Annotated in this window: 23 protein-coding genes; 12 read left to right on the top strand and 11 right to left on the bottom strand. The window is 73.2% G+C overall.

Features of this window, described 5'->3' with window-relative positions; translation table 11 throughout:
- Nucleotides 1-7 precede the first annotated feature (7 nt).
- Together HDA43_RS16780 and HDA43_RS16775 are read right to left on the bottom strand one after the other, a co-directional pair.
- Nucleotides 8-1,468 carry an MFS transporter gene (locus HDA43_RS16780; protein ID WP_179821812.1) on the bottom strand — a complete coding sequence of 487 codons (1,461 nt, stop codon included), beginning with the start codon at nt 1,466-1,468 and terminating at the stop codon, nt 8-10.
- A complete protein-coding gene (locus HDA43_RS16775) occupies nt 1,455-2,459 on the bottom strand; it encodes a hypothetical protein (RefSeq protein ID WP_179821810.1) in 1,005 nt (334 codons plus the stop codon). The genes HDA43_RS16780 and HDA43_RS16775 overlap by 14 nt, the downstream gene beginning before the upstream one ends.
- A 283-nt stretch (nt 2,460-2,742) precedes the next feature.
- Here HDA43_RS16775 and HDA43_RS16770 point away from each other — a divergent pair, with 283 nt between their 5' ends.
- The 5 genes from HDA43_RS16770 (at nt 2,743) to HDA43_RS16750 (ending at nt 7,680) form a co-directional block, all read left to right on the top strand.
- Nucleotides 2,743-4,086, top strand: a complete 1,344-nt coding sequence (locus HDA43_RS16770; protein WP_246424007.1) for an LCP family protein — start codon at nt 2,743-2,745, stop codon at nt 4,084-4,086.
- 170 nt (nt 4,087-4,256) lie between these two features.
- Entirely contained in the window at nt 4,257-5,324 is a 1,068-nt protein-coding gene (locus tag HDA43_RS16765; RefSeq protein ID WP_179821805.1) for an ABC transporter substrate-binding protein, read from the top strand.
- Between the two features lie 197 nt (nt 5,325-5,521).
- Nucleotides 5,522-6,250 (top strand): ABC transporter ATP-binding protein, encoded by a 729-nt coding sequence (locus HDA43_RS16760; RefSeq protein WP_179823336.1) that lies wholly within the window; start codon nt 5,522-5,524, stop codon nt 6,248-6,250.
- Nucleotides 6,240-7,259 carry an ABC transporter permease gene (locus HDA43_RS16755; protein ID WP_179821803.1) on the top strand — a complete coding sequence of 340 codons (1,020 nt, stop codon included), beginning with the start codon at nt 6,240-6,242 and terminating at the stop codon, nt 7,257-7,259. The genes HDA43_RS16760 and HDA43_RS16755 overlap by 11 nt, the downstream gene beginning before the upstream one ends.
- Before the next feature lie 4 nt (nt 7,260-7,263).
- On the top strand, nt 7,264-7,680 hold the full coding sequence (locus tag HDA43_RS16750; RefSeq protein WP_179821801.1) for an RrF2 family transcriptional regulator: 417 nt from the start codon (nt 7,264-7,266) through the stop codon (nt 7,678-7,680).
- A 10-nt stretch (nt 7,681-7,690) separates the two neighbouring features.
- On the opposite strand, the gene HDA43_RS16745 is transcribed toward HDA43_RS16750, so the two are convergent.
- Nucleotides 7,691-8,011, bottom strand: a complete 321-nt coding sequence (locus tag HDA43_RS16745) for a DMT family transporter (RefSeq protein WP_179821799.1) — start codon at nt 8,009-8,011, stop codon at nt 7,691-7,693.
- A gap of 105 nt (nt 8,012-8,116) precedes the next feature.
- Here HDA43_RS16745 and HDA43_RS16740 point away from each other — a divergent pair, with 105 nt between their 5' ends.
- A complete protein-coding gene (locus HDA43_RS16740) occupies nt 8,117-9,082 on the top strand; it encodes an ATP-binding protein (RefSeq protein WP_179821797.1) in 966 nt (321 codons plus the stop codon).
- A gap of 71 nt (nt 9,083-9,153) precedes the next feature.
- On the top strand, nt 9,154-9,540 hold the full coding sequence (locus HDA43_RS16735; protein ID WP_179821795.1) for an SCO5389 family protein: 387 nt from the start codon (nt 9,154-9,156) through the stop codon (nt 9,538-9,540).
- An 85-nt stretch (nt 9,541-9,625) separates the two neighbouring features.
- Here the strand turns inward: HDA43_RS16735 and HDA43_RS16730 are convergent, their stop codons facing one another.
- From HDA43_RS16730 to HDA43_RS16720, 3 genes are all read right to left on the bottom strand, one after another.
- Entirely contained in the window at nt 9,626-10,735 is a 1,110-nt protein-coding gene (locus tag HDA43_RS16730; protein ID WP_179821793.1) for an LLM class flavin-dependent oxidoreductase, read from the bottom strand.
- 129 nt (nt 10,736-10,864) lie between these two features.
- Nucleotides 10,865-11,533, bottom strand: a complete 669-nt coding sequence (rnhB, locus tag HDA43_RS16725) for a ribonuclease HII (RefSeq protein WP_179821791.1) — start codon at nt 11,531-11,533, stop codon at nt 10,865-10,867.
- Between the two features lie 79 nt (nt 11,534-11,612).
- Nucleotides 11,613-12,599: a LysR family transcriptional regulator gene (locus HDA43_RS16720; RefSeq protein WP_179821788.1), complete on the bottom strand. Its 987-nt coding sequence runs from the start codon at nt 12,597-12,599 to the stop codon at nt 11,613-11,615.
- A 95-nt stretch (nt 12,600-12,694) separates the two neighbouring features.
- Between HDA43_RS16720 and HDA43_RS16715 the strand changes: the two genes are divergently transcribed.
- The gene (locus HDA43_RS16715; RefSeq protein ID WP_179821786.1) at nt 12,695-13,939 is read left to right on the top strand and encodes a pyridoxal phosphate-dependent aminotransferase; all 1,245 of its coding nucleotides are present in this window, start codon (nt 12,695-12,697) and stop codon (nt 13,937-13,939) included.
- Between the two features lie 334 nt (nt 13,940-14,273).
- Nucleotides 14,274-14,918, top strand: a complete 645-nt coding sequence (locus HDA43_RS16710) for a GNAT family N-acetyltransferase (RefSeq protein WP_179821783.1) — start codon at nt 14,274-14,276, stop codon at nt 14,916-14,918.
- A 118-nt stretch (nt 14,919-15,036) separates the two neighbouring features.
- Here the strand turns inward: HDA43_RS16710 and HDA43_RS16705 are convergent, their stop codons facing one another.
- A complete protein-coding gene (locus HDA43_RS16705) occupies nt 15,037-15,552 on the bottom strand; it encodes a hypothetical protein (protein WP_179821780.1) in 516 nt (171 codons plus the stop codon).
- 307 nt (nt 15,553-15,859) lie between these two features.
- On the opposite strand from HDA43_RS16705, the gene HDA43_RS16695 reads away from it, so the two are divergent.
- A complete protein-coding gene (locus HDA43_RS16695) occupies nt 15,860-19,114 on the top strand; it encodes an AfsR/SARP family transcriptional regulator (RefSeq protein ID WP_246424006.1) in 3,255 nt (1,084 codons plus the stop codon).
- A gap of 446 nt (nt 19,115-19,560) precedes the next feature.
- On the opposite strand, the gene HDA43_RS16690 is transcribed toward HDA43_RS16695, so the two are convergent.
- Entirely contained in the window at nt 19,561-21,003 is a 1,443-nt protein-coding gene (locus HDA43_RS16690) for a DUF7059 domain-containing protein (RefSeq protein WP_179821778.1), read from the bottom strand.
- Between the two features lie 184 nt (nt 21,004-21,187).
- Here HDA43_RS16690 and HDA43_RS16685 point away from each other — a divergent pair, with 184 nt between their 5' ends.
- A complete protein-coding gene (locus HDA43_RS16685) occupies nt 21,188-21,517 on the top strand; it encodes a hypothetical protein (protein ID WP_179821776.1) in 330 nt (109 codons plus the stop codon).
- Nucleotides 21,518-21,555: 38 nt separating this feature from the next.
- On the opposite strand, the gene HDA43_RS16680 is transcribed toward HDA43_RS16685, so the two are convergent.
- The gene (locus tag HDA43_RS16680; protein ID WP_179821774.1) at nt 21,556-22,164 is read right to left on the bottom strand and encodes a TetR/AcrR family transcriptional regulator; all 609 of its coding nucleotides are present in this window, start codon (nt 22,162-22,164) and stop codon (nt 21,556-21,558) included.
- Between the two features lie 176 nt (nt 22,165-22,340).
- Between HDA43_RS16680 and HDA43_RS16675 the strand changes: the two genes are divergently transcribed.
- The gene (locus tag HDA43_RS16675; RefSeq protein WP_179821772.1) at nt 22,341-23,150 is read left to right on the top strand and encodes an SURF1 family cytochrome oxidase biogenesis protein; all 810 of its coding nucleotides are present in this window, start codon (nt 22,341-22,343) and stop codon (nt 23,148-23,150) included.
- A gap of 90 nt (nt 23,151-23,240) precedes the next feature.
- Here the strand turns inward: HDA43_RS16675 and HDA43_RS16670 are convergent, their stop codons facing one another.
- A complete protein-coding gene (locus HDA43_RS16670; RefSeq protein WP_179821770.1) occupies nt 23,241-23,945 on the bottom strand; it encodes a hypothetical protein in 705 nt (234 codons plus the stop codon).
- Between the two features lie 42 nt (nt 23,946-23,987).
- Nucleotides 23,988-24,680: a hypothetical protein gene (locus HDA43_RS16665; RefSeq protein WP_179821768.1), complete on the bottom strand. Its 693-nt coding sequence runs from the start codon at nt 24,678-24,680 to the stop codon at nt 23,988-23,990.
- Nucleotides 24,681-24,986 lie beyond the last annotated feature (306 nt).

Raw genomic sequence — 24,986 nt, 5'->3', positions numbered from 1 at the left:
GGCCGGTTCAGGCCGCCGCGGTGCTGTTCTTGGCCGACGCGCTGGTCAGTGGCTCCGCGATGTCCTCAAGGCTCTTGCCTTCGGCCTTGACCCCGAGGAACACCTCCACCAGCCCGGCCGCGATCATCAGGACCGCGCCGATGGCGAAGGCCAGGGCCGTGTCACCCGGCTTGCCGCTCTCGACCAGGTGCGAGAAGATCAGCGGCCCGGCGACACCGCCGACGAGGGTGCCGATCGCGTAGAAGAAGGCGATGGCCATGGCCCGGGTCTCCATCGGGAAGATCTCGCTGACCGTCAGGTAGGCCGCGCTCGCCCCGGCCGAGGCGAAGAAGAGCACGACGCACCAGCAGGCGGTCAGCGTGACGGCGGTCAGCACGCCCTGGTTGAACAGCCACGCCGTGCCGAGCAGCAGCACCCCGGACCCGATGTAGGTGCCGGAGATCATGGGCACCCGGCCGACGGTGTCGAACAGGTGACCCAGCAGCAGCGGGCCGAGGAAGTTGCCGACCGCGATGACCGCGAAGAAGTAGCCGGTGTTGGTGTCGATCTTGAAGAACGTCGACAGGATCTGGGCGTACCCGAAGGTGATGGCGTTGTAGAGGAACGCCTGCCCGATGAACAGCGAGAAGCCGAGGACGGTGCGCTTGGGATAGCGGGCGACCATCGTGTGCGCGATCTGGCCGAATCCGATCGACCGGCGCTGGTGGATGGTCATGGAGGAGGAGGGTTCGGAGAGGCGCTCGCCCTTCTCGGTCTCGACGCGCTCCTCGATGCCGTCGACCAGTTCCTCCGCCTCCCGGCCCCGGCCGTGGATGAACAGCCAGCGGGGGCTCTCCGGCACGTGCCGCCGGACGAGGAGGATGCCGAGGCCGAGGACCACGCCCAGGCCGAAGGCGACACGCCAGCCGATGTTGACCGGGAGGTCGTTGAGCAGGGGGACGGTCAGCAGCGCGCCGCCGGCGGCGCCGAGCCAGTAGCTGCCGTTGATGACGACGTCGATGCGGCCGCGGTGGCGGCTGGGGATCAGCTCGTCGATGGCGGAGTTGATCGCCGCGTACTCGCCGCCGATGCCGAACCCGGTCAGGAAGCGGAAGAGGAAGAACCACCACGCGGAGAACGAGAAGGCGGTCGCCGCGGTGGCGACCAGGTAGACCACCATCGTGATGATGAACAGCTTCTTACGGCCGAACCTGTCGGTGAGCCAGCCGAAGAAGAGTGCTCCCACGCAGGCGCCGGCCACGTAGAGGGCCGCCGCCGTACCGGCGACCTGGGCCTGGGTGATCGCCAGGCCGCTGCCCTCCTTGGCGAGCTGCGCCGAGAGGTTCCCGATGATGGTCACCTCGAGCCCGTCGAGGATCCAGACGGTCCCGAGGCCGATGATGATCATCCAGTGCCATCGTGACCATGGCAACCGGTCCAGCCGCGCGGGGACCTTGGTGGTCACCGTCCCCGTCTCAACGTCGCTCATGGCGCCACCGGCTACCCTGTGAAGAACATCTCATGCCACCCCGGACCAGGGTGGAGGCCTCGGAACGGTCCGGGTCCGGGTCCGGGTCCGGCGCCGGGGGCGGCTCGCGCGAGGACCGGTGCTCGCGGACGATGGCGACCACCCCGGCCGTGATCAGGCCCGCCGCGAAGACGACGCGCAGGCCGATCCTCGGGAACAGGGCGAGCGCGTCGAAGATCGAGTAGACGGCGGAGGACGGGGGACCGCCGTCCGCCGGGACGGGCAGGCAGAGCGAGCGGACGGCGGCCAGCCCGGCGGCCAGCGCGACCATGCTCGCGGCCAGCCCGAACCCGGCGCCGCTGAGCGCCTCCTCGCGGTCGCCCGCGAGGACCACCCCCGCCGCCAGCGGCAGCAGGGGCAGCAGCGGCAGTGCCCACTTCAGCCGGACCAGCCAGTCGCAGGCCGTCCGCGCGCCGAGCAGCGCCCGCACAGGGAGCAGCTCGATCCGCGGGTGCAGGTCGGGCAGGCGGGAGGCGTCCGCCTGCCCGGCCGCGGCCAGCTCCCGCCGGGCCATGCCGTACACCGGGGTCAGGTCGAGGTCCACGCTGTCCCCGGCATCCCAGGCGTTCCCGGTGTCGCCGGTGTTCCCGCCCGGACCGGAAGCCGCCCGCCAGGGAACGATCCATCCGGAAGCCGCCCGGCCGGGTCCGTCCCGCAGCACGGAGACCAACCGCCGGTGCGCCGCCCGGTTCAGCTCGGCCCACACGGCGGGGAAGTCGCCGCCGGTGACGACCGCGTTCACGGACCGGCGGACGAGGTCCGCGGTGGCCGGACGGTCCATGCCGGGCAGCGACCGGGAGATCGCGGCGGTGACGCGGTCGGCGACGTCGTCGCGGACCGCGGGGTCGGCCGCCGTCGGCGCGACGTCCGCCACGTAGCGGCCGGAGCCGGATATCTCGTCCGCCACCCAGAAACCGGCGAGCGCGAACGGGGTGAGCGCGCAACCGAACATGATCGAAAAAGCGCTGATCGCTCCCCGCACCGGCCCCCCTCACCGCCCCTTAGCGGGAAATCCCCGAATTCGCCGCGCAAAACCGCATATGTCTCTCTTTTGGCCGCGATTTGGATGAGGGCAATCACCGGAAACGGCAGGGACCTCCCAACGAACCTTGACTCGGACTTCCCCGCGCGTCGCACCGCCTCATAGCGCATTCATCCGAAAACCGTTACTAACCTGTGACGCCTGGGGCCAACGGACGGGAGATGTTAGAGAGATGGCAGGTCAACGGGGTCGTTTGAACATTGGGCCGAGCCTGGCGATCACCTTGGGGTCGGCCGTTCTGTGGGGTCTGGCCCACCTGTGGGCCGGCCGGCGCGCGGCCGGCATCGCCCTGATGGGGACCTTCGTCACCCTCGTCGGGGGGGTAGCGATCCTCCTTCTCACCTCCCGGGCCGAGCTGCTCGCCCTGATCGTCCAGCCGGCCTGGCTGTGGGTCTTCGGGCTGGCCGCGCTGCTGTTCGCCGCCGCGACCGTGACCGTGACCGTGCGCTCTTACCAACTCGTCAGACCGGAGTCGCTGTCCGGCCCGGCCCGGCTGCTGTCGGCCCTCGCCGTGGGCGTGCTGTGCGCCCTGGTGGTCGCCCCCATGGCGTACGCGGCCCGGCTCGCCTACGTCTCCCAGCACGTCGTGACCTCGATCTTCACCGCCAACAGCGCGCCCATCCCGGTGGACCCCTGGCAGGGCCGCGACCGGATCAACATCCTGCTGATCGGCGGCGACGCCGCGGCCAACCGGATCGGCGTGCGCACCGACAGCATGACCGTGGCCAGCATCGACACCCATACCGGCGACACCGTGCTGTTCGGCCTGCCGAGAAACCTGGAGAAGGTCCCGATGCCGCCCGGCCCGGCGCGCCAGCACTTCCCCTACGGCTTCGGCGGCGAGCCGCCCTACACCCCCGGCCTGCTCAACGAGGTCTGGCAGTACGCCGAGGACCACCCCGACGTCGTCCCGGGCGTTCCCCGGGGGCACCGCGGCCCCACGCTGCTGAAGAGGACCGTCAGCGGCATCACCGGCCTGCCGGTCCACTACTACGCGATGGTCGACATGTTCGGCTTCGCCGACATCATCGACGCGATGGGCGGCGTGCGGGTCACCGTCAGGGACCCCATCGTGTACGGCCGGCAGAACGAGGGCCTGATCCCCGCCGGCACCCGCAGGCTGACCGGCGAGCAGGCCCTCTGGTACGGCAGGGCCCGCACCTACAGTGACGACTACGTCCGGATGGGCCGGCAGAAGTGCCTGATGAACGCCGTCGCCAAGCAGGCCGATCCGGTGACGGTCCTGCGGAGCTTCGAGAAGCTGGCCGACGCCACGATGCACGCCGTCTCCACCGACATCCCGCAGGGGCTGCTGCCGAACCTGGTCGAGCTGGCGGAGAAGGTGAAGCAGTCGAAGATCCGGACCCTGCAGTTCGTCCCGCCGCTGATCAACACCGCGTACCCCGACTACGACCTGATCAAGCACAAGATCGCGGCGACCCTGGCCAGGCCGGTTCCCCCCGTCGTCGCGCACCGCGACGACTCCCAGCGGTTCCGCCCGAACACCGCGACGGTCCTCGACTCCGTCTGCGGCTGACCCGCGAGGCCGTCCGGGACGGCGGGCGTCGCGCGACCCCTCGCGCCCGGCGCCCGGCGCCCGCCGGAGAGCGGCGTGACCGGGGCGTGCCATTTTCCTACTTGACAGGTGGGTAGAGTCGGCCTTTATATACGCATAGCCGACTTGTTTAGTAGGAATTAGGAGTGGCCATGAAGGCTCGCAGGGCTCGCGGGGTGGTGGCGGCGCTGGCCGCACTGGCGTTCACGACCTTGTCGGCCGCCTGCGGGGGATCGGAGACGGCGGGCACCGCGACCGCCTCCGGTGGCGGGGACAAGCTCGCCGAGGTGCGGCTCGGCTTCTTCCCCAACATCACCCACGCCACGGCGCTGGTCGGCGTGGAGAAGGGCCTCTTCACCAAGCATCTCGGCTCGACCAAGCTCACGACCAGCACCTTCAACGCCGGCCCGGCCGCGATCGAGGCGATCTTCTCGGGCGCGGTCGACGCCACCTACATCGGCCCCAACCCCGCCATCAACGCCTGGGCCAAGTCCAAGGGCAAGGCCATAAAGATCATCGCCGGGGCGGCCTCGGGCGGCGTCTCGCTGGTCGTCAAGCCCGAGATCAAGAGCGTCGAGGACCTGCGGGGCAAGAAGATCGCCACACCCCAGCTCGGCAACACCCAGGACGTCGCCCTGCGCTACTGGCTGCAGCAGAAGGGCCTGAAGACCGACACCAAGGGCGGCGGCGACGTCGGCATCGTCCCCCAGGAGAACTCCCAGACCCTGCAGACCTTCGCCACCGGCGACATCGACGGCGCGTGGGTGCCGGAGCCGTTCGCCAGCCGGCTGGTCCTGGAGAGCAAGGGCAGGGTCCTCGTCGACGAGCGGGACCTGTGGCCGGACAAGCAGTTCGTGATCACCCACCTCATCGTCCGCCAGGACTTCGCCGCCGAGCACCCGGAGACGGTCCGGCAGCTCCTCGAAGGGCACGTCGAGGCCAACGCGGCGATCGAGGCCGACCCGGCCGACGCCGCGAAGACCGTGAACGCGGCCCTCGCCGAGCTGACCGGCAAGCCGCTCAAGCAGGAGGTCCTGGACCGCGCCTTCGCCAACATCACCTTCACCGACGACCCCATCGCCTCCTCGCTGACCGCCAGCGCCGACCACGCGATCAAGATCGGCCTGCTCCAGCCGGTCGACCTGAACGGCATCTACGACCTGTCGGTCCTCAACCGGATCCACAAGGCCAAGGGCCGCCCGGAGATCGCCGACAGGTGAGCTGTGAGCCCGTCGAACCCACCGCGACCGCCGATCGGAAGGAGGAGGACGTGAGGACTCCGCTCAGGGAACGCGCCCGGAACAGCCGGCACGGCCAGGGCACCGAGGGCGCCCCGGGCGCCTCGGCCCCCGGGACCGCCCGTCCGGGGGACGCCGAGGGCACCGGGGCCGTCGGAGACGCCGGGCCCGCCGTCCGACTGGACGGTGTCTCCAAGGTCTACGGTCAGGGCAGGAAGGGGCTGCACGCCCTGGACGACGTCACGCTCTCCGTCGCCCCGGGCGAGTTCGTCTGCCTGCTCGGCGCCTCCGGCTGCGGCAAGAGCACGCTGCTCTCCCTGGTCGCCGGGCTGGACACCCCCACGGCCGGCCGGATCGGCACCGGCGGCCGGAAGATCGCGATGATGTTCCAGGAGCCGGCCCTGTTCCCCTGGCTCACCGTCTCGGCCAACGTCGAGATGGCGCTGCGGGTCCAGGGCGTGGCCTCCCGGGAACGGCGTGAGCGGGCGGCGGCGCTCCTGGAGACCGTCCACCTGGGCGGTTTCGGCGGCAAGCGCCCGCACGAGCTGTCCGGGGGCATGCGCCAGCGGGTCTCCCTGGCCCGCGCGCTCGCCCAGGACGCCGACGTCCTGCTGATGGACGAGCCGTTCGGCGCGCTGGACGCGATGACCCGCGACCTGCTCCACGACGAGCTGGAGCGGATCTGGCGGGAACGCCGGCTCAGCGTCCTGTTCGTCACCCACAACGTCCGTGAGGCCGTACGGCTCGGCGACCGCGTCGTGCTGCTCAGCAGCCGTCCGGGGCGGGTCGTCGAGGATTTCCCCATCACGCTCGAACGGCCCCGCCGTACCGACTCCGCCGAGGTGGCGGAGATCGCCGGCGCCGTGACGGGCCGGCTCCGGGAGGAGGTCATGCGCCATGGCCGCTGACACCGAAGTCACCACCGGCGTCGACGACACCGGTCACACCGCGATCGGCGCCGACGGCGCCGCGCCTCCCGGGGACACCGCGGTCACCGCGGACGGCGAGGTCACCGGTACCACCTCCGGTGCCGCGGTCACCGGCGGCGCGGACCGCGCGCCCGCCGACGCCCACGCCCGGCAGCTCGCCGGACTCGACGCGCTGGAGCTGGGCGGCGAGTCGTCCGGCGGCCCGGCCGCCCGCGTCTGGGGCCGCCTGTGGCCGATGGCCCTGGCCGTGGCCATCGTGCTGGCGGTGTGGCAGTGCGTGGTGTGGGCCGGTTTCTGGCCGGAGTACGTCTTCGCCGGGCCCGCCGACGTCGCCCCGGTCCTCCTCGACCGGCTGACCACCGGCGAGTACTGGGAGGCGATCGGCGTGACCATGCGCCGCGCGGTGACGGGCTTCGCCGTCTCGGTGGTGGCGGGCCTGGTCGTCGGCGCCCTGGTCTCCCGGGTCCGGGTGCTGCGGGCCGCCTTCGGCTCGCTGATCACCGGCCTGCAGACCATGCCGTCGATCGCCTGGTTCCCGCTGGCCATCCTGCTGTTCGGGCTGACCGAGAGCGCGATCACGTTCGTGGTCATCCTCGGCGCGGCGCCGTCCATCGCCAACGGCCTGATCACCGGGGTGGACTACACGCCGCCCATCCTGCTGCGCGCCGGGCACGTGCTCGGCTTCCGCCGCCTGCAGCTCTACCGCCACGTGATCCTGCCGGCGTCGCTGCCGTCGTTCCTGGCCGGGCTGAAGCAGGGCTGGGCCTTCGCCTGGCGGTCGCTGATGGCCGGGGAGCTGGTGGTGATCATCGCTCACCAGTCGTCGCTGGGCGAGCGGCTGTTCTTCGACCGCGAGCTCGCCGACTCGGCCGGCCTGCTCTCCACGATGATCGTGATCCTGGTCATCGGCATCGCGGTGGACCTGCTGTTCGAGGCGGCCGACACCTCGCTGCGCCGCCGCTGGGGCCTCGCCCGGACGAGCGCCTGACGGCATGCGCGTCTCCGCCAGGACCCAGTACGCCCTGCGGGCCGTCGCCGAGCTGGCCGCCACCGGCCCGGGGCCCGTGCCCGCGGAGAAGGTCGCCGCGGCGCAGAACATCCCGCGGAGGTTCCTGGACAACATCCTGCTACAGCTGCGCCGCGCCGGCCTGATCCACAGCCAGCGCGGCCCGGACGGCGGCTACTGGCTGGCCCGGCCCCCCGAGAAGATCACCCTGGCCGACGTGATCATGGTGATCGAGGGCAGGCCCGAGCACTTCAGGAACGACGACTACCCCGGCGTCGCCCGGCCGATCGCGCACGTCTGGAGTGTGCTTCGCGAGCACGAGGAGACCCTGCTCTCCGAGATCACCATCGCCCACATCACCCGGAACGCCATCCCCGGCGGCCACGGGGAACCGGTGCCCTGAGCCGCGCGGCTCAGTGGAAGACCTTCAGGCCGACGACCCCGGCGACGACCAGCACCAGGCAGGCGATCCTGGCCACCGACGTGGGCTCGCCGAGCCACGCCATGCCGACGACGGTCGTGCCGACCGCACCGATCCCGACCCACACGGCATAGGCCGTACCGACCGGGATCGACTTCAGCGCGTACCCCAGCCCGATCATGCTCAGCACCAGCGTCACCACGAAGATCAGGCTGGGCACCGGCCGGGAGAACCCCTGGGACCGGTCCAGGGCCACCGCCCACGCGGTCTCCATCAGCCCCGACAGCACCAGCACCACCCATGCGACCGTCATCTGGCAGAGCCTCTCACAGCGGTTCTGCCCCCGCTCACCCACCCTTCGTGGCATGATGCTCCAGCGGAGTGAAACGGTTTTCATAATCATGATTGGATCGTTGACGTGAGGGTGGCATTCGTCGGTAAGGGCGGCAGCGGCAAGACGACCCTGTCCGCACTGTTCGCGAGATACGTCGCCGCCAGGGGCGGGCCCGTCGTGGCGATCGACGCCGACATCAACCAGCACCTCGGCATGGCGCTCGGGATGCCCGAGAGCGCGCTGCCGCGCCCGATGGGCACGCACCTGACCGAGATCAAGGAGCACCTCCGCGGCGACAACCCGCTCATCTCCTCCGCCGCGGCGATGGTCAAGACCACCCCGCCCGGCCGCGGGTCGCGGCTGCTGCGCCTGGGGGAGTTCGACGACCCCGTGCACACCCGCTTCTCGGCCATCACGCCCGACGGGCCGCGTCTGATGGTCACCGGCCCGTTCGAGGAGACCGACCTGGGGGTGGCCTGCTACCACTCCAAGGTCGGCGCGGTGGAGCTGTACCTCAACCACCTCGTCGACGGCGCCGGCGAGTACGTCGTGGTCGACATGACCGCCGGGGCCGACTCGTTCGCCTCCGGGCTGTTCACCCGCTTCGACATGACGTTCCTGGTGGCCGAGCCCACCCGGCAGGGGGTGGGCGTCTACCGCCAGTACCGCGACTACGCCGCCGACTTCGACGTGCCGGTCGCGGTGGTCGGCAACAAGGTGCACGGCCCGTCCGACGTCGCGTTCCTGCGTGAGCACGTGGGCGACGACCTGCTGGTGTGCCTGGAGCACTCGGCGGCGGTCCGGGCCATGGAGCAGGGCCGGCCGTTCACGCTCGGCGACCTGGAACCGGCCGGCATGAAGGCGCTCGGCACGCTTCTCGCGCGCCTGGACGCCCAGGAGAAGGACTGGTGGAAGTTCGGGCAGCAGGCGGTGGAGTTCCACCTGCGCAACGCCCGGGCCTGGGCGAACCGGGCGACCGGCGAGGACCTGGCCGCCCAGATCGACCCCGGCTTCATCTTCGGACCCACACGAGTGTCGCTCCCGCGCTAGGTGGAGCGGCCGACAGGCCGACCTAGGGTCGGAAAACGTCCCCTTTGCGATCTGCGAGAGGAGAACGCAGCATGTCGCTGACCGTTTCGAAGGATCTTCTCGACCAGGCCAGGGCCGGCGAGGTCGACGACGAGGCGTTCGTCGCCTGCGTCCGCGACTCCCTGCCGTACGCCTGGGCGGTGATCACCGAGCTGGTCGAGAGGCGTGAACGCACCGGCGCCGAGTTCGCCGACAACACCGTCCCACCGCCGGACGAGCAGGCCCGCGGTCAGCTCCTGCGCTGCCTGGCCAGCGACTCCATGCGCGGCGCCCTGGAGCGCCACTTCGGCATGAGGCTCGCCTTCCAGAACTGCCACCGGGTCGCGGTCTTCGACCCGGCGGCCACCGGCGCCCTCTCCGAGTTCGTCACCGCCAGGTCCCAGATCCTCAACCAGTCACCCGAACTCGTCGACTGCTAGCCGCCTCACCGTCCGGACCGCCGGGACCTCCGGCCCGCGCCCCGGAGGCCGCCGCCCGGTACGGCGGAGCCTCCGGGGCCACCGGTCAGAGGTCCCGGACCAGGGGGAGCACCTGCTCCCCGAGCCGCCGGATGTTGTCGAGGGTGCGGGCGTGGTCGCCCGCACCCTCGACCATGAGGATCAGGTGCCGCAGCCCGGTGGCCCCGGCGGTGCGCGCGATCCTCTCGGCGCAGCGCCCCGGCGAGCCGACCGGGTGCGTGTCGCACAGGAAGTCCACGTACGCCCCGATGTCGCGCCGCGGGCCCGGCCGGCCGTCCACGGGCACGTGACCGGCGAGCCCGGGAGCCAGCCACCGGGGCATGGCCTCCCTGAGCTCCCGTACGGCCCGCTCGGTGGTGTCGGCCACGTACCCGACGGCCGCCCCCACGTGCCCGGGATCCACGTCCCCGCCCGCGCCGCCGTCCCGGCCCCCGCCCCCCGGACCGACGCCCCGCCCCTCGCCGCCCGGGTCGCCGTCCCCGTTCCTGAGGCCGCCGTCCCGGCCCCCGCGCCGCTCCCCGCCCGCCCCCTCGCTCGCCGTACGGTAGGACCGGATCATCGCGGCCCGTTCGGCGTCACCGATGTGCATCCCCAGCAGCATCGGCAGCCCCCGCTCCGCGGCGAGCGCGACGGTCGGCGCGGAAGTGCACGCCACCACCGGCCGCAGCCGCGCGGGCGGGACCACCGGCACCGGCCGGAACCGGAAGAACTCCCCCTCCGCCGAGACCGTCCCCGCGTCCAGGGCCGCGCACAGCAGGTCCAGCGACTCGCCGAACCCCCGCTCGAACCGCTCCAGCCCCGTGCCGAACACCTCAAGGTCCACCCACGGACCGCCCCGCCCCACCCCGAGCGTGAACCGCCCGCCCGAGACGCGGTCGAGGATCGCCGCCTGCTCGGCCAGGTCCACCGGATGCCGGGTGGACAGCACGCTCACCGCCGTCCCCACCCCGATCCGGGACGTACGGCCCAGCGCCACCCCGGCCAGGGTGGCCGCCGACGGGCACACGCCGTACGACATGAAATGGTGCTCGGCGATCCACGCGTCGTCGAAACCGGCCTCCTCGGCGACGGCGATCGCCTCCACCGTGTCCCGCAGCACCTCTCCCGCGTCCCGCCCGGGAAAACCCGCCGCGATCAGAAAGACGCCCATCCGCATGCCGCCCACTGTGGATCAGCGAACCCGACCGGGAAAGACCAGACCACCATTACCCCGGGACTTCATGGCCGCTCGATTCCGGCATCGCCCAACGATTCGAGCCCGGGCCTCAAGAGAGGAAATGAGCTTTCAGCCGAAGAGTCCGAGCTGGCCCTCGCCGGTCAGGGGATTGCGGTGCCGCTTCAGGTGGCGCCAGCGGGGCAGGTCGTCGAGATAGGACCATGACAGGCGATGGTGCTCCGTCGGCCCGCGCTCGGCCAGCGCCCGCTGGTGGACCGGCGACGGGTAGCCCGCGTTGTCGGCGAAGCCGTACTCCTCGAAACCGAGCGAGGCCATGTGGGCGTCGCGGCGGACCTTCGCGATCACCGACGCCGCGGCCACCGAGACGCACGACAGGTCGGCCTTGACCTCGCACCGCACCGGCCACGGCGCGCCGAGGTAGTCGTGTTTGCCGTCGAGGATGACCGCGTCCGGCCGGACCGGCAGCGCGGCCAGCGCCCGGCGGGCGGCCCGGCGCAGGGCCTCGGTCATGCCCAGCTCGTCGATCTCCTCGCACGACGCCTCGCCGTACCCGATCCCGGTCGCCCAGCCGGTGATCTCGGCGGCCATCGTGGCGCGGCGGGCGGGGGTGAGCATCTTGGAGTCGGTCAGCCCCGCGGGCGGCTCCGACAGGTCGGTGACGACGGCGCAGACCGCGACGGGCCCGGCCCAGGCGCCCCGCCCGACCTCGTCGATCCCGGCCACCGTCTTCGAGCCGCCGGCCGACAGCAGGCGTTCGAGCGCGTAGGAGGGAGGCACGGCCCCGACGTTACCGGCTCACCCGCCCCGCCGCCGCCCCGGCACCGCGGTGCCGGCCCCGGGGCGTTCCCGGCTCCGGTCACCCCCCGGCGGGCTCGGCCGGGGCGGGGATCGGGGAGATGATCGGGGTGAGGGCCGGAACGGGGACCTGGGCGAGGTCGGCGGCCAGCAGGCGCGCGGCGACGTGCAGGGCGCGCAGCGTGACCGCGACGGCGGGGCGGTGGACGCTCCCGGCCCGCGCCACGGCGTGGATCTCGCGGACGATCGGGGGCCCGGGAAGCTCGCGTACGGCGACGCCGCGCACCCCGGCGGCCAGGGTCAGTGCCGGTACGGCCGCGATGCCGATGCCCTTGGCGACCAGGCCGAGGACGGTGCCCAGTCCCTCGAACTCCCACGGCACCGGCCGGGCGCCGCCGACGCCGGCCAGCAGGCGGTCCACGGCCAGGCGGGACGGCTCCCCTTCGGGCGTCGCCATCCACGGCTCGTCGCGCAGCTCCCGCAGGTCGACGGGCTCCTCCGGGGCGGCCAGCCGGTGCCGGCGCGGCACCGCGAGCACCAGGGGGTCGCGCAGCAGCGGGAACACCCGCAGCGGGGCCGGTTCCTCGCGCGCCCCGCCGTGCCAGTCGTCCACCAGGGCGATGTCCGCCTCGCCCGACCGCACCTGGCCGATCCCGCTCCCGGCGGGCGCCTGCCGCATCCGCAGGGTCAGCCCGGTGTGCCGGCGCAGCGTCCGGGCCAGGGCGGGCGCGAAGGCGACCGCGGCGGTGGGGAAGGCGGTGACGGCGACGTGGCCCGAGGGTGTCCCCGCCTGGGCGGACAGGTCGGACTCGGCGGCCTCCACCATGGCCAGGATGCGCTCGGCGTGCTCGACGAGGCGGTGGCCGGCGTCCGTCAGCGCGGCGCTGCGGGCCGTCCGGTCGAGCAGGGCGGCCCCGGCCTCACGCTCCAGGACCGCGAGCTGCTGGGAGACGGCGGACGGGCTGTAGCCGAGGGCCTCGGCGGTCGCCGCGATGCTGCCCCGGCGGGCGAACTCGCAGATCACCGTCAGGCGGCGCAGATCGAGCATCGGTTTTCCTTATGCCTTCCCACGGTGACCGACGGTTGTTCCGAGGGCTCCACCCCACCATGCTGGGGAACGTTCCGCAATGACCGGAGGCACCCATGGGCATCGCCCTTTCCGCCACTCTGGCGGCCAACGAGGAGATCGAGCACAGGCGGCGGGCCGGGGAGCACGTGCTGCACCTGGCCTTCGGGGAGGCGGGCCTGCCGGTCCACCCGGTGCTGCGGGAGCGGCTGGCCGACGCCGCCGGGCACAACGGGTACGGCCCGGTCGCCGGGGTTCCGGAGCTGCGCGAGGCGGCGGCCGGGTACTGGCGCCGCAGGGGCCTGCCCACCGACCCGGAGTCGGTCGTCTGCGGCCCCGGCAGCAAGTCCCTGCTGTACGGCCTGCTGCCGGCGATCGGCGGCGACGTCGTGCTGCCCGTACCGAGCTGGGTCAGCTACGCCGCCCAGGCGGAGCTGGCCGGGGCGCGCCCGCTGCCCGTCCCGTCGCCGCCCGGCGAGGGCGGGGTGCCCGATCCCGCCCTCCTCGCCGACGCGGTCCTGGACGCGCGGTCCCGGGGACGCCGGGTGCGCGCGCTGCTGGTCACGCTGCCGGACAACCCCACCGGCACGCTGGCCGGCGCCGCGACGGTCCGGCGGATCGCCGAGCTGGCCCGTGAGCTCGACCTGTTGATCATCTCCGACGAGATCTACCGCGATCTCGTCCACGACCCCGAGGCGGGGTTCCTCAGCCCGGCCGACGTCGCGCCCGAGCGCACGATCGTCACCACCGGACTCAGCAAGAGCCTCGCCCTGGGCGGCTGGCGGATCGGTGTGGCCCGCCTTCCCTCCGAGGAGCTGCGCGACCGGCTGCTCGCCGTGGCGAGCGAGATCTGGTCCAGTCCCGCGGCGCCCGTCCAGCGGGCGGCGGCCTACGCCTACACCGAACCCCCCGAGCTCACCGAGCGGATCGAGCGGAGCCGGCGGCTGCACGGCGCGGTCGCGCGGGCCGTGCACGGGCTGCTCGCCGGGGCGGGTGTGCCGGCCGGCGCGCCACGCGGCGGCTTCTACCTGTACCCCGACTTCACCGGGCTGCCCTTCGGCACCTCCGCCGACCTGGCCGCGCACCTGCTCGGCGCGCACGGCGTCGGGGTGCTCCCCGGCCACGCCTTCGGTGACGACCCGCGGGCCCTGCGGGTGCGGATGGCGACCAGCCTCCTGTACGGCGAGACGACCGAACGGCGGCTGGCCGCGCTGGCCGCCCCCGACCCCCTGGAGCTGCCCTGGATCTCCGCCTCGCTGGACCGGCTGGCCGGGGTCCTGAGCCGTCTCGGCGCGGGCGCCGGAACGCCGGGCGGACGCTGACCGCGACGGCGCCCGGAAAGGTGGGGCGGCCGCTCGGAGAAGCCTCGGGGGAGCGCGGACCGGTCGCTCCGAAGGCGCCCGGAAGGGGCGGGCCGGCCGCTCCGAAGGCGCCCGGAAAGGGTGGAGCGCCCGCTCCGGCGGAGCGGTGGTCCGAGATGCGGGCGCTTGACGGAAAATTTACCTGCGGGCCGGCCGTCCCCGGGACGGCGTTCACGCCTCTGACCTGCGGTTTTACCGCCGAAAACGGGGCAGAGAGGGCGATTCACCCAGCGGCCACCGAAACGCCCCGCATCATTTGGCAAAAGCCCACGTCGGCAGCCCTCATCATGTGCTCATGCCCGCTTTTGTCACCCTGTCCGGGCGCCTCGTGCGCCTGGAGCCGCTCAGCCTCGCGGTCGTCGACGACCTCGTCGCCGCGGCGAGTGAAGACCGCTCCACCTACGGCTTCACTCGCGTGCCCCATGGTCGGGGCGAGGTGGCCTCCTACGTGGAGGCCGCCCTGGCTGAGCAGGCGGAGGGCCGCACGATGCCCTTCGCCATCCGGTGGCTGCACACCGACCGCGTGGTCGGTGCCACCCGTCTCATGAACCTGGAGTACTGGCAGGGCCCCATGCCCTGGCCACCGGGCGCCCGTGGAGCGGTGGGCGAGGTCCCGTCCGTGGCGGACATCGGTTACACCTGGCTGGCGGCGTCGGCCCAGGGCACCGGTGTCAACCGGGAGAGCAAGTACCTGATGCTCTCCCTCGCCTTCGAGACGTGGCAGGTCCACCGCGTCACCCTCAAGGCCGACGTGCGCAACGTACGCTCCCGGGCCGCCATCGAGGCCCTCGGCGCACACCTCGACGGTGTGCGGCGGGCGGAATCCCGAGGCGCCGACGACACGGTCCGAGATACCGCGTACTACTCGATCCTCAGCTCCGAGTGGCCGCTCGTACGAGAACGGCTGCACGCCCGGCTCGGCCTGGTCGAGGCCGCCTAGCCGAACAGCGGGGAGGGAGGCCCCTCCCCGTCATCCGTCACTTCGACGATCTCTTGGAACGGAAGGCCCGCCCGGGGACCGGGCGGGCCTGACGTTCGTCCGGGAGCGGGATCCGGCGTCACTCGTCGTCGCCGTCGGCCTCGTAGACGTAGTTCCACCTGCCGCACATCTTCGTCCGGCCCTCGTTCTGGTTCCAGTAGCAGACCCGGACCTGGGCGCTGTCGACGTCGTCGGAGGCGAAGTGGAAGGAGCGGTAGCCGCTGGAGCCGCACTTCTTGGCCCAGTAGGCCGACTCGTCGCCGTCGGAGTTCTCGAACTTGACCTGGACGTAGCCGCAGAGCCAGCTCGGCGAGTACCTGTCGTAGAGCCTGCCCTCGACGTGGACCCGGTCGGAGTGGTCGGTCCACACCTGGCCCCTGGCGGCCATGGCGCGGGAGTGGCCGAAGTACTTCGAGTAGTAGGGGCCCCAGCTGTCGTCGTAGTCGTGGCTCGCGGTCGTCGTGGCCGTCGTGGACGCCGCGGCGGTGCCGGCGGCGAGCGTGGCGGCCGAGGCGGGGGAGGCCAGCGCCGGGGTGACCGCGAGGAGGGCGGTGGCGGCGGCGAGGCCGAGGAGGGTGCGGGCGGTGGTGCGCATTGCGGTTCTCCCAGGGGGTGAGGCGGCTCCCGTCTCCGTTCGGGGAGCCATGGCTCATTGATAGGCCGGACCGCCTGCACGCCGCTTACCGCATCTTTCTCCATACCTGCAATTGACTGACATGTCGGGCATGACAGCCCCCGTATGGCGCCATGCCCGACATAGGGAATCATCGGCATCGGGGCTCAACGGCTGATCAATGCCCGATCAACGGTGATCGAGGGGTAACCGCCGCTCTCCTGTGGATCGCGGATAAAGGATCTATTATTTGCGAATAAAAGTTCCCATTAGGGCGGAGATCCACGGGATGGCTGATCAGGGCAGGGCGGGCGGGTTGCGCTTCGCCGTACTCGGCCCCGTCCAAGCCTGGCGTGACGGCGGGGAGCTGGATCTCGGCACGCCCCTGCAACGTTCCATCCTCGCGATGCTGCTGCTGCGCGGGAACCGGGCGGTGACCCCGACCGAGATGATCGACGGGGTCTGGGGCGAGGAGGCCCCGCCCCGCGCGCTGGGGGCGCTGCGCACCTACGTCTCCCGGCTGCGGTCCGTGCTGGAGCCGGGCAGGTCGCCCCGCACCCGTCCGGAGCTGCTCACCTCGGTGGGCCGTGGCTACGCGCTGCGCCTGGCCGACGACGCCCTCGACCTGGCCCGTTTCGAGCACGGGGTACGGCAGGCCGAGGCGGCCCGGGGCGCCGGTGACCTCGCCGCGGCCGCCGGGCACCTGCGGACGGGCCTGGCGCTGTACACCGGCGAGCCACTGGCCGGGGCCGTCGGCCCCTACGCCGAGCACCAGCGCGACCGGCTCGCCGAGCGCCGGATGAGCGTGCTGGAGACCCTGATGGACCTCGACCTGGAGGTGGGCCGGCACGCCGACGTCGTCTCCGAGCTGATCGCGCTGACCGCCGAGCACCCGCTCCGCGAGCGGCTGCGCGCCCAGCTGATGCTGGCCTACTACCGGTGCGGGCGACAGGGGGACGCGCTCGCCGTCTTCGCCGACACCCGGACCGTGCTGATCGGCGAGCTCGGCATCGAACCCGGACCCGAGCTGACCGCGCTGCACCGGCGCGTCCTCAGCGGCGACCCGAGCCTCGTCCCGCGTCCGCCGGCCGTTCCCGTCCCGGCTCCGGCCCCGGTTCCGGCCCCGGCCCCGCCGGTCGCCGGGGACCCGGCGAACTCCGCGGCGCCCACCGTCCCCTCTGTGTCCTCCGTACCCGCTGTGCCCGCCTCGTCCGCCGGGGCGGCGGGTTCCGCACCCGCCGGGGGACCGGGCCGGGACGCGCCGGAGGCCGCCGCGCCGCACCCGTCCGCTCCGTCGCACCCGCCGGGTCCGGCGAGCCCCCCGGAGCTGCCGCGGCCCGCGCAGCTCCCCGCGGCCGTGAACGACTTCACCGGCCGCCACCGGATCATCTCCCGGCTGCGCGCCCTGCTGTCCGCCGGGGACGGCGCCGACGGCGTCCCCGTGGCCGCCATCTCCGGCATCGGCGGCGTCGGCAAGACGACGCTCGCCGTACACGTCGCGCACGCCCTGCAGGAGCTGTTCCCCGACGGCCAGCTCTACGCCGACCTGCGCGGCTACGGCGAGGACCCGGTCGCGCCCGAGTCCGCGCTGGCGGCGTTCCTGCGCGGGCTGGGCCTGCCGCCCGACGTCATCCCGGACGGCCTGGCCGAGCGGTCGGCGCTGTTCCGCTCGCTGCTGGCCGAACGCCGGATGCTGGTACTGCTGGACAACGCCCGGGACGCCGAGCAGGTCGCCCACCTGCTGCCCGGCACGCCCGGCTGCGCGGCGATCGTGACCAGCCGCGGCAAACTGGCCGACCTGGCGGCGGCCCGGCTGTTCGACCTCGACGTCATGGAGCCCGACGAGGCACTGACCCTGTTCGGCACCGTCGCGGGCGCCGACCGGGTGGCGGCCGAGCGCGCCGCGGCCATGGACGTCGTCGCCGCCTGCGGGTTCCTGCCGCTCGCGGTGCGGATCGTGGCGGCCCGCCTGGCGGCCCGCCCGTCCTGGACGGTCGCCTCGCTGGTGCCCCGGCTGGCCGACGAGCGCCGCCGCCTCGACGAGATGCGGGTGGGCAACCTGGCGGTCGAGGCCACCTTCGCCCTCGGGTACGGCCAGCTCGGCCCGGAGCAGGCCCGTGCCTTCCGGCTGCTCTCCCTGCCCGGCGGACCCGACATCTCGGTCGGGGCGGCGGCCGCCCTCCTCGGTTCTGGGCAGGGCGACGCCGAGGAGGTCCTGGAGTCCCTGGTGGACGCCAGCCTGCTGGAGGCCCCCGCGCCCGGCCGCTACCGCTTCCACGACCTGCTCAGGCTCTTCGCCCGCCGGATCGCGGAACGGGCCGAGGCGGGGGCCGGAGCGGGCGGCGTCGCGGTGGCCGGGGGTGAAGCGGAGGCCGGCGCTCCCGGGACAGCCGGGCCGGCGACCGCCGGCGCCGGGGCGGCCGCGCTGCGCCGGCTGCTCGACTTCTACCTGGCCTCCGCGCGGTCGGCGCACCGCCTCGCCTACGACGGCAGCACGGTCGCCGACCGGATCGCGGTGACCGCGCCCGGCCACGCGTTCACCTCCGCCGACGAGGCCGTGGCCTGGCTGTCGGCCGAGGCGGAGTCGCTGTTCGCGGCGATCGCCCAGGCGTCCGGCGCGCGGGGGGCCGGAGGGCTGCTGCCCGGCGCGGACCTGCTGCTGGCCATGGAACCTCTGCTGGAGTCGGGCAGCCACGTCCGCGAGTTCGAGCAGCGGGCCAGGGAGACGCTGGCCGCCGCCCGGCGGCTCGGGGACGCCTCCTGCCGGATGCGCTGCCACTACGTGCTCGGCCGGGTGCTGTTCAACGCCAACCGGCTCGCCGAGGCCGAGGAGGAGTTCCGCACCTCGCTGGACCTGGCCGGCGCGGGCGACGGGATCGTCACCGGCGAGACGATGAACGCGCTGGCCGTGGTGACCGGCCGGCGCCGCCGCCACGCCGAGGCGCTGTCCTGGTTCGAGGCGGCGCGGGCGGCGTTCCGGGAGGCGGGCGCGCGCGGCGGCGAGGCCCTGACACTGAGCTACTCCGCCCGCGACCACCTGTTCCTCGGCCAGGCCGAGGAGGCGATCGCCGCCGCCGAGCAGGGCCTGGCCCTCTTCACCGAGATCGGTTCCGGTCCCGGCACCGCGCGGGCCCGCTACCACCTGGGGATGGTGCTGTCGCGCGTCGGGCGGCTGAACGAGGCCGTCCACCACCACGCCGAGTGCCTGGCCTTCTTCCGGGCGAGCCGGCAGCGGGTGTGGGAGCAGCGGGTGTGCTCCCGGCTCGCCGAGACCCTGATCGCCGCCGGGCGGTTCGCCGACGCGACCCGGCACGCCGAGCAGGCGCTGACGGTCAGCCGCGAGATCGGCCACCCGTACGGCGAGGCGCTGTCACTGTGGGTGCTCGGGCGGGCCCTCGACGGCCTCGGGGACGCCGCCCGCAGCCACGACTGCCTCCGGCGCGCCCACGACGTCTTCGCCCGGCTCGGCGCCCCCGAGGCCGCGGACCTGCGGGCGCTGCTGGACCGGGCGACCGCCGCGGGCGGCGACCCCGCCGCCCCCTGAGGCCGCGGGACCGCCCGCCGGGACCACCGGGATCACCGGGACGCCCGCCGAGGTCGCGGAACCGTCCGCTGAGACCGCCGGGACCGCCGGAGTCGCCGGGCCGTCCACCACCGGCTCCAGCCCGTCGTACAGGCCGTCGTCGAGACGTGTCATCCAGGCGTGGTTGTTCATCGGGCTCCCGTCTTGGTTCCCGCCCCGGGGACCTGGCACCGGGCGGTCGGACAGCGAGGGCAGGTGTCCGGCCGGTCGCGAGACCGCCGGGGACGCATAGGGGGCCCGGTTGTCCGGCGCGTCTCCCGGCGGCCGGCCGCCTCATGCCGGCGACCGGCCGGACCGGACGCGGTCCCTTCCCCCCGGGTGCCGCGTCCGTGGTCAGAGCCTCTCCCACGGGGGTCAACATCCGATCAACAACCGATCGCCGGGAGATATCCACAGGCTGTGGACGGTCACCCTGTGGATATGTGGAAAAATCCCTCGGCGACCAGCGGCCGGATCGCCTCCGGGGCCTTGGCCAGCAGGTCATCGGCGTCCTCGCCGGTGAGCTCGGCGATCGCGGCCAGCAGCGGGCCCAGTGGATAATCGCCGTCGCACACCCCGGCGAGCGCCGCCTCCACCGTCCCCACCCGCGCGGTACGGCGCAGCCCCCTGGTCTGCCGGAGCGTGATCCTGGACGGGTCCTCGGCGCCGGGCGGGCCGACCCGCTCCTCCAGCACGCCCTCCGCCAGCGCGAGCCGTACGCCCGGCAGCTCCGCGCCGGGCAGCCGGTGCGCCGCCGCGATCGAGCCGAGCACCTCGTCCACGTAGCCGCCCACCGGCAGCTCGACCCGCTGACCGAGCTCCTCCACCCGCACGACCGGGTCGAGGGTGCCCGAGTCGTGCAGGGTGATCCAGCCGAACCCGATGCCGGTGACGTCCATGGACTCCAGCCAGCCGAGCCAGCCGTCGTACAGCTCGCGGTAGCGGGCGGTGCCCTGCTCGGCGGCGTCGCGCAGCCACAGCTCCACGTACTCGGCAGGGTCCTGGACGTCACGCTGGACCACCCAGCCGTCGCATCCGGTGCCGGTCAGCCAGCCGCCCACCCGGTCGCGCCAGTCCTCGCCCCGGACGTGCAGCCAGTTGGCCAGGAGCTGGCAGGTGCCGCCGGGCGCGAGGAAACGGGGGGCCTGCCGTACCAGATCGCGGCAGAAACCGTCGGCCTCGAAGCCGGACTCGCGGTAGGTGAACCGGCCGGCCGGGGAGATCACGAACGGCGGGTTGGAGACGACCAGGTCGAACCGCTCGCCGGCGACCGGCTCGAACAGCGATCCCTCGCGGGCGTCCACGTCGCGGATCCCGGACAGCGCCCAGCCGATCCGGGCCAGCTCCAGGGCGCGCGGGTTGACGTCGGTGGCGACGATCTCCCGCGCCCGCCCGGCCAGGTGCAGCACCTGGACACCGCACCCGGTGCCGAGGTCGAGGGCGCGCTCCACCGGCCGGCGGGTCACGAGCTGGGCCAGGTTCGCCGACGCGCCGCCCGCGCCGACGACGTGGTCCGGGCGCAGCGCCGGGTCGCCGGGGCGGACCTTGCGGTCGGACACGACGTAGCCACCGGTCTCCCAGGGCTGGAGGTGGACCGTGGAGACCACCCGGCCGCCGTCGGAGGTCACCAGGCCCGCGGCGGCCAGCTCGGCCACCGGCAGGCCCTCCGGGGCGTCCACCGGGACGCCGAGCCACCACAGCCGGATCAGCGTGCCGAGCGGGTCTCCGTCGCGGGTGGCGCGCAGCGCGGGCACCGTCTCCTCGCGGGACAGCGCGGTGGCGGCGACCTCGCCGAGGCGCTCCCGGACGCCGTCGATGGTGTATCCGGCGTCGAGCAGCAGCTCCCTGAGCCGGTCAAACAGATCGTTCACCGGCCCATCCTCGCACCGCGGCCCGGCCGCCCCGTACGGCCAGGACACCGACGGACACGAGGAGTGACCATCGACCACGGAGGGTGTCAAGCGTCCTGAAAGCGCAGGTCAAGCGCTACGAGATAGCCGTTGATCACGGAGAGTGACAACGACCGGCCACCACAGCGGCCCCGGGAGGACCTGGATGCCGATCCCCTGCCTCGCCTGCGACGCCCTTTTCCGGCCCGACGAGTACTTCCCCGCCTGCCACGACTACGACCGCCGCGCCGACCTGGTGTCCTGGACCTGCCCCCGGTGCGGCAACCGGGACGAACTGCGGGTCTTCACCGGCGAGCTGGTGTACGGCCACGCCCGGCGCGGCGGGTTCGACGCCGAGAACCGGGTGCCCGTCCCCGGCCTGCGGCGCAGGCGGCACGACGCGCGGCTGGACATCACGCTGGACGGGACGACCTGGCGGGTCCCCGCCCGCGCACGGCGGCCGGCGAAGGCCCCTGGCCCCCTGCGCGGACTCTGACGGCCGCGCCACATGGTGGGCGAGACCCCAGGACCCTTCTACGCGGGCTCCGAGGAGGGCCGCTGGCGCAGGCTCTGCCAGGCGGCCTCGCACAGGCCCGTTATCTCGTCCTGGGTCGGCTGGTGGGCGCCGGCGAACCACAGGCGGCACATCTCGGTGGCCGGGCCCAGCCACAGCACGTAGCACATGGTCGGGTGGACCGGCTGGAGCAGACCCTCCTTCATGTGCGGGCGCCACCAGTCGGACACCTGACGGAAGAACGCCCGCCGCGACTCCGACACCTCGGTGCCGCCGGGCTCGTCGCGCCGGGGCGGCCGCTCGCTGATCAGCAGGTGGGCGCGCTCGCGGTTCTCACCGCACCAGGCCATGTGCATCGCGACGATGGCCTCGATGCCCTCCCGCGCGGTCTCGTGGCGCCGCAGCTCGTCGAGGAACGCCTCCTGGTACATGCGCAGGGTGTCGGCGTAGAGCACGCCGAAGACGTGTTCCTTGCTGGCGAAGTGGTGGTAGAAGCTTCCGACGCTGACGCCGCTCTCGTCGCGGAGGCTGGCCAGAGTGGTGGCCGACACGCCATCCTGGCTGAACCGCCGCAGGGCGCCCTCGATGATGCGGGACCGGCCGTCACGTCCGCTCTTGGCAGTCTTCACGGATTCCATGGTGAGGCAACAGAACCTTGTTCCGCAAACGGTTCGGGAAACGGCTCCGGCCCGGGCGATCCTAACGCCTCCGTCCGGCGGCACCAAGCCGGCGTCCACGCCGCGATGCCACGCCGTCGCCCCACCCGGAAGGACGGGGCGGTGCCCACGGTGCCTACCCTGAATGCGTGTACCGGTTTCTTCTGACCCCTCGCTGGATCGCCCTGCACGTGGTGGTGCTGCTGGTCATACCCGCCTTCGTGTTCCTGGGCCGATGGCAGTTCGGGCGTTACGACGAGCGGTCCACCACCAGCCACCAGGCGACCGCCAACCTGGCGGCCGCCCCGGTGGCCCTGGACCGGCTGACCACGCCCGGCGGCACCGTGCGCGTCCAGGACAAGTACCGCACCGTCACGGCCGCCGGGACGTTCGACACGGCCCACCAGCTCCTGGTGCGCCGCCGTCCCCAGGAGGGCGTGCTCGGCTTCTACGTCCTCACCCCGCTGGTCACCGGCGACGGCCAGGGTGTGCTGGTGAACCGGGGCTGGGTCAAGGCGGGCGCGTCGGCCGACGCCGTACCCGACGTCCCCGCCCCGGCCCCGGGCCGGGTGACCGTCACCGGCCGGTTGCGCCCCGCCGAGACCGAGGACACCAGCGGCATCAAGGACCGGCCCGGCCTTCCCCCGGGCCAGGTCATGCTGATCGACACCGGGCGGATCGGCCAGGGTCTGCCGTACCGGCTCTACGGCGGGTTCGTGGAGCTGACCTCCCAGTCGCCCCAGGCCGCCGCCGCGCCCGTCCCGGTGCCCGAGCCGGACGTCGGCGAGGGCGGCGGGCTCAACCTCGCGTACGGCGTGCAGTGGTGGCTGTTCATCGCCGTCGCGATCGGCGGCTGGATCCTGCTGATCCGCCGCGAGGCCGCCGACGTCCGGGCCGGCCGGGCGGAGGACGGACCGAAGCGGGACACGAAGGAGCCCACCGAGCCGATCGACGCCTGACCGGCCCCCACGCTCGCCGACGCCCGGCCGGTCCTCGCCACGTCGGAGACCCGCCGAACAGAACCACGGCGGAGACCCGCCGAACGGAACCTAGTCCAGCAGCAACCTGGCCAGCAGGCCGACGCCCATCGCGGCGAGCACGGCGGTGATCGCCAGGCCGACCGACATCAGGCAGCCCTGCCCGCCGCTCATCCTCACCACCGGCGTGGGCTGCCGGTCGGCCCGATACCACAGCGGCCGGGGCTCCAGCAGCAGGAAGCCGATCGCGCCGACCTGTCCCACGGTGAACAGCCAGATCCACGCCCACCGGCTGCCCAGCCGGGGCGTCGAGCCGAGCATGATCAGAAAGGCGATCCCCCAGGCGAACGCGGCCCAGGGGACGCCGCCGTACCGCAGGCCCCGGAACAGCCAGTCGGGGAGGAATCCCGACGGGTCGCTCCGGTCGCCGAAGGAGGACACCGCCTTCAGGGGCACCCCGGAGATCTCCGCCCAGAACTCGGCGGCGGTGTACCCCGGCCTGTCGCGATGAACCGGCGTGTCCTCGACCTGATGCCAGACGAGGGGCCCCTCGGACCACCTGACCTCCTGGATCAGGCTGTCACGCTGCCGGTACAGGACGGCCGACACCCGGCCCGCGGTCACGGCGGCGCGGAACTCGGCCCGGGTCCGCGCGGTGGGCGCGGAACTCAGCGCCGCGACCAGCGCGCCCGCGAGGAGGACGACCAGCAGCACGATCCGGACGGCCAGGCCGGCGATCCGCCAGCCGCTCCGCATCCTGGCGGGGAAGGGGGTCACCCTTCCTTTCCTACCTCAGCGGCCCGTCCGGCAGAGGAACGGTCAGGCGGGGGTGCCCAGCATCGTCAGGGCGAGCATGGCGGTCACGGCGAGGGCGAACGCCGCGGGGCCGCCGAGCCTGGCGGGCGCCGGCAGCGCCTCGTACGGCCGGCGCCACAGCGGGTACGGCTCCAGCAGCGCGTAAAGCGGCGAGCCCCCGGCCAGCAGGATCCAGAACCACGCCCGGCGGCCGGCGAAACGGTGGTCGCGGCGGGTGAGCATCATCATCCACACCAGCACCTCGGCCGCCACCGCGACCGGCGCGAACGGCGGCCACCACCGCGCGTAGGCCGGCGAGCCCACCCGGAACCACGAGGGCCCGCCCCGCACGATCTCCACCGACGGGTCCGCGGCGGCGCGCACCCGGGCCAGGAACGCGCCCTGGCGGCGCTCCAGGGCCGGGCGGACCAGTTCGCCGGTCCGGTGGTCCCAGACGTCGTCCGGCTGGCGGTGGGCGGCCTGGGTCCAGGACAGCGGGCCGCGTGACCACGTCAGGGTGCCGTAGGCGGGCCAGTCGCGGTCGTAGACGACCGTGGTGACCCTCCCCGCCCGCAGGTCCGCGATGAGCTCCTCGGCGTCGCGGCGCGGCAGGTCCTGGTCGGCCAGGATGACGATGAAGGACAGCGAGAGGACGAGCAGCAGCACCAGTCGCGCGCCGTGCTCCAGGCCGCCCCGCGCCGGAACCACCGTCGGCATGCCACCCCCCTCGTGCCCTCGGACCCGCCGGACAGGTTACGGCCGGCGGCCCCGTGCCGGCGCCCCGCCCCTTCCCCTTCTGCCTTGTTCTGCCACACTCTTTCCGTTTCATCCGCTTTGTTTGTTAAGTCCCATTTCATCTCAACAATTTCGTTCGTTTCATTCGTTCTGTTCCTGTCGACTCGTCCCGTCGGCCGGTCGCCGTTCCCTCTGTCCGATTCGGCGGCTCACCCCGCTCCGGCCGGACCGCCCCCGGGCGGCCGCCGTTTTCCTTGACTCCGCAGGTCTTTTCCGCCTTTCACCACA

Origin of the sequence: Streptosporangium sandarakinum, assembly GCF_013409935.1 — a bacterium.
Classification (GTDB): Bacteria; Actinomycetota; Actinomycetes; order Streptosporangiales; family Streptosporangiaceae; genus Streptosporangium; species Streptosporangium nondiastaticum.
The sequence above is the reverse complement of the archived record's forward strand: the minus strand, read 5'-3'. Positions and strand labels throughout refer to the sequence as shown.

Bases quoted from the DNA above. Each gene is read 5' to 3' on its own strand.
- HDA43_RS16715 (WP_179821786.1), top strand. From the start codon at position 12,695: ATGGGCATCGCCCTTTCCGCCACTCTGGCGGCCAACGAGGAGATCGAG.
- HDA43_RS16780 (WP_179821812.1), bottom strand. From the start codon at position 1,468: ATGAGCGACGTTGAGACGGGGACGGTGACCACCAAGGTCCCCGCGCGG.
- HDA43_RS16745 (WP_179821799.1), bottom strand. From the start codon at position 8,011: ATGACGGTCGCATGGGTGGTGCTGGTGCTGTCGGGGCTGATGGAGACC.
- HDA43_RS16750 (WP_179821801.1), top strand. From the start codon at position 7,264: ATGCGCGTCTCCGCCAGGACCCAGTACGCCCTGCGGGCCGTCGCCGAG.
- HDA43_RS16755 (WP_179821803.1), top strand. From the start codon at position 6,240: ATGGCCGCTGACACCGAAGTCACCACCGGCGTCGACGACACCGGTCAC.
- HDA43_RS16775 (WP_179821810.1), bottom strand. From the start codon at position 2,459: ATGTTCGGTTGCGCGCTCACCCCGTTCGCGCTCGCCGGTTTCTGGGTG.
- HDA43_RS16735 (WP_179821795.1), top strand. From the start codon at position 9,154: ATGTCGCTGACCGTTTCGAAGGATCTTCTCGACCAGGCCAGGGCCGGC.
- HDA43_RS16705 (WP_179821780.1), bottom strand. From the start codon at position 15,552: ATGCGCACCACCGCCCGCACCCTCCTCGGCCTCGCCGCCGCCACCGCC.
- HDA43_RS16730 (WP_179821793.1), bottom strand. From the start codon at position 10,735: ATGCGGATGGGCGTCTTTCTGATCGCGGCGGGTTTTCCCGGGCGGGAC.
- HDA43_RS16665 (WP_179821768.1), bottom strand. From the start codon at position 24,680: ATGCCGACGGTGGTTCCGGCGCGGGGCGGCCTGGAGCACGGCGCGCGA.
- HDA43_RS16710 (WP_179821783.1), top strand. From the start codon at position 14,274: ATGCCCGCTTTTGTCACCCTGTCCGGGCGCCTCGTGCGCCTGGAGCCG.
- HDA43_RS16765 (WP_179821805.1), top strand. From the start codon at position 4,257: ATGAAGGCTCGCAGGGCTCGCGGGGTGGTGGCGGCGCTGGCCGCACTG.
- HDA43_RS16685 (WP_179821776.1), top strand. From the start codon at position 21,188: ATGCCGATCCCCTGCCTCGCCTGCGACGCCCTTTTCCGGCCCGACGAG.
- HDA43_RS16720 (WP_179821788.1), bottom strand. From the start codon at position 12,599: ATGCTCGATCTGCGCCGCCTGACGGTGATCTGCGAGTTCGCCCGCCGG.
- HDA43_RS16695 (WP_246424006.1), top strand. From the start codon at position 15,860: ATGGCTGATCAGGGCAGGGCGGGCGGGTTGCGCTTCGCCGTACTCGGC.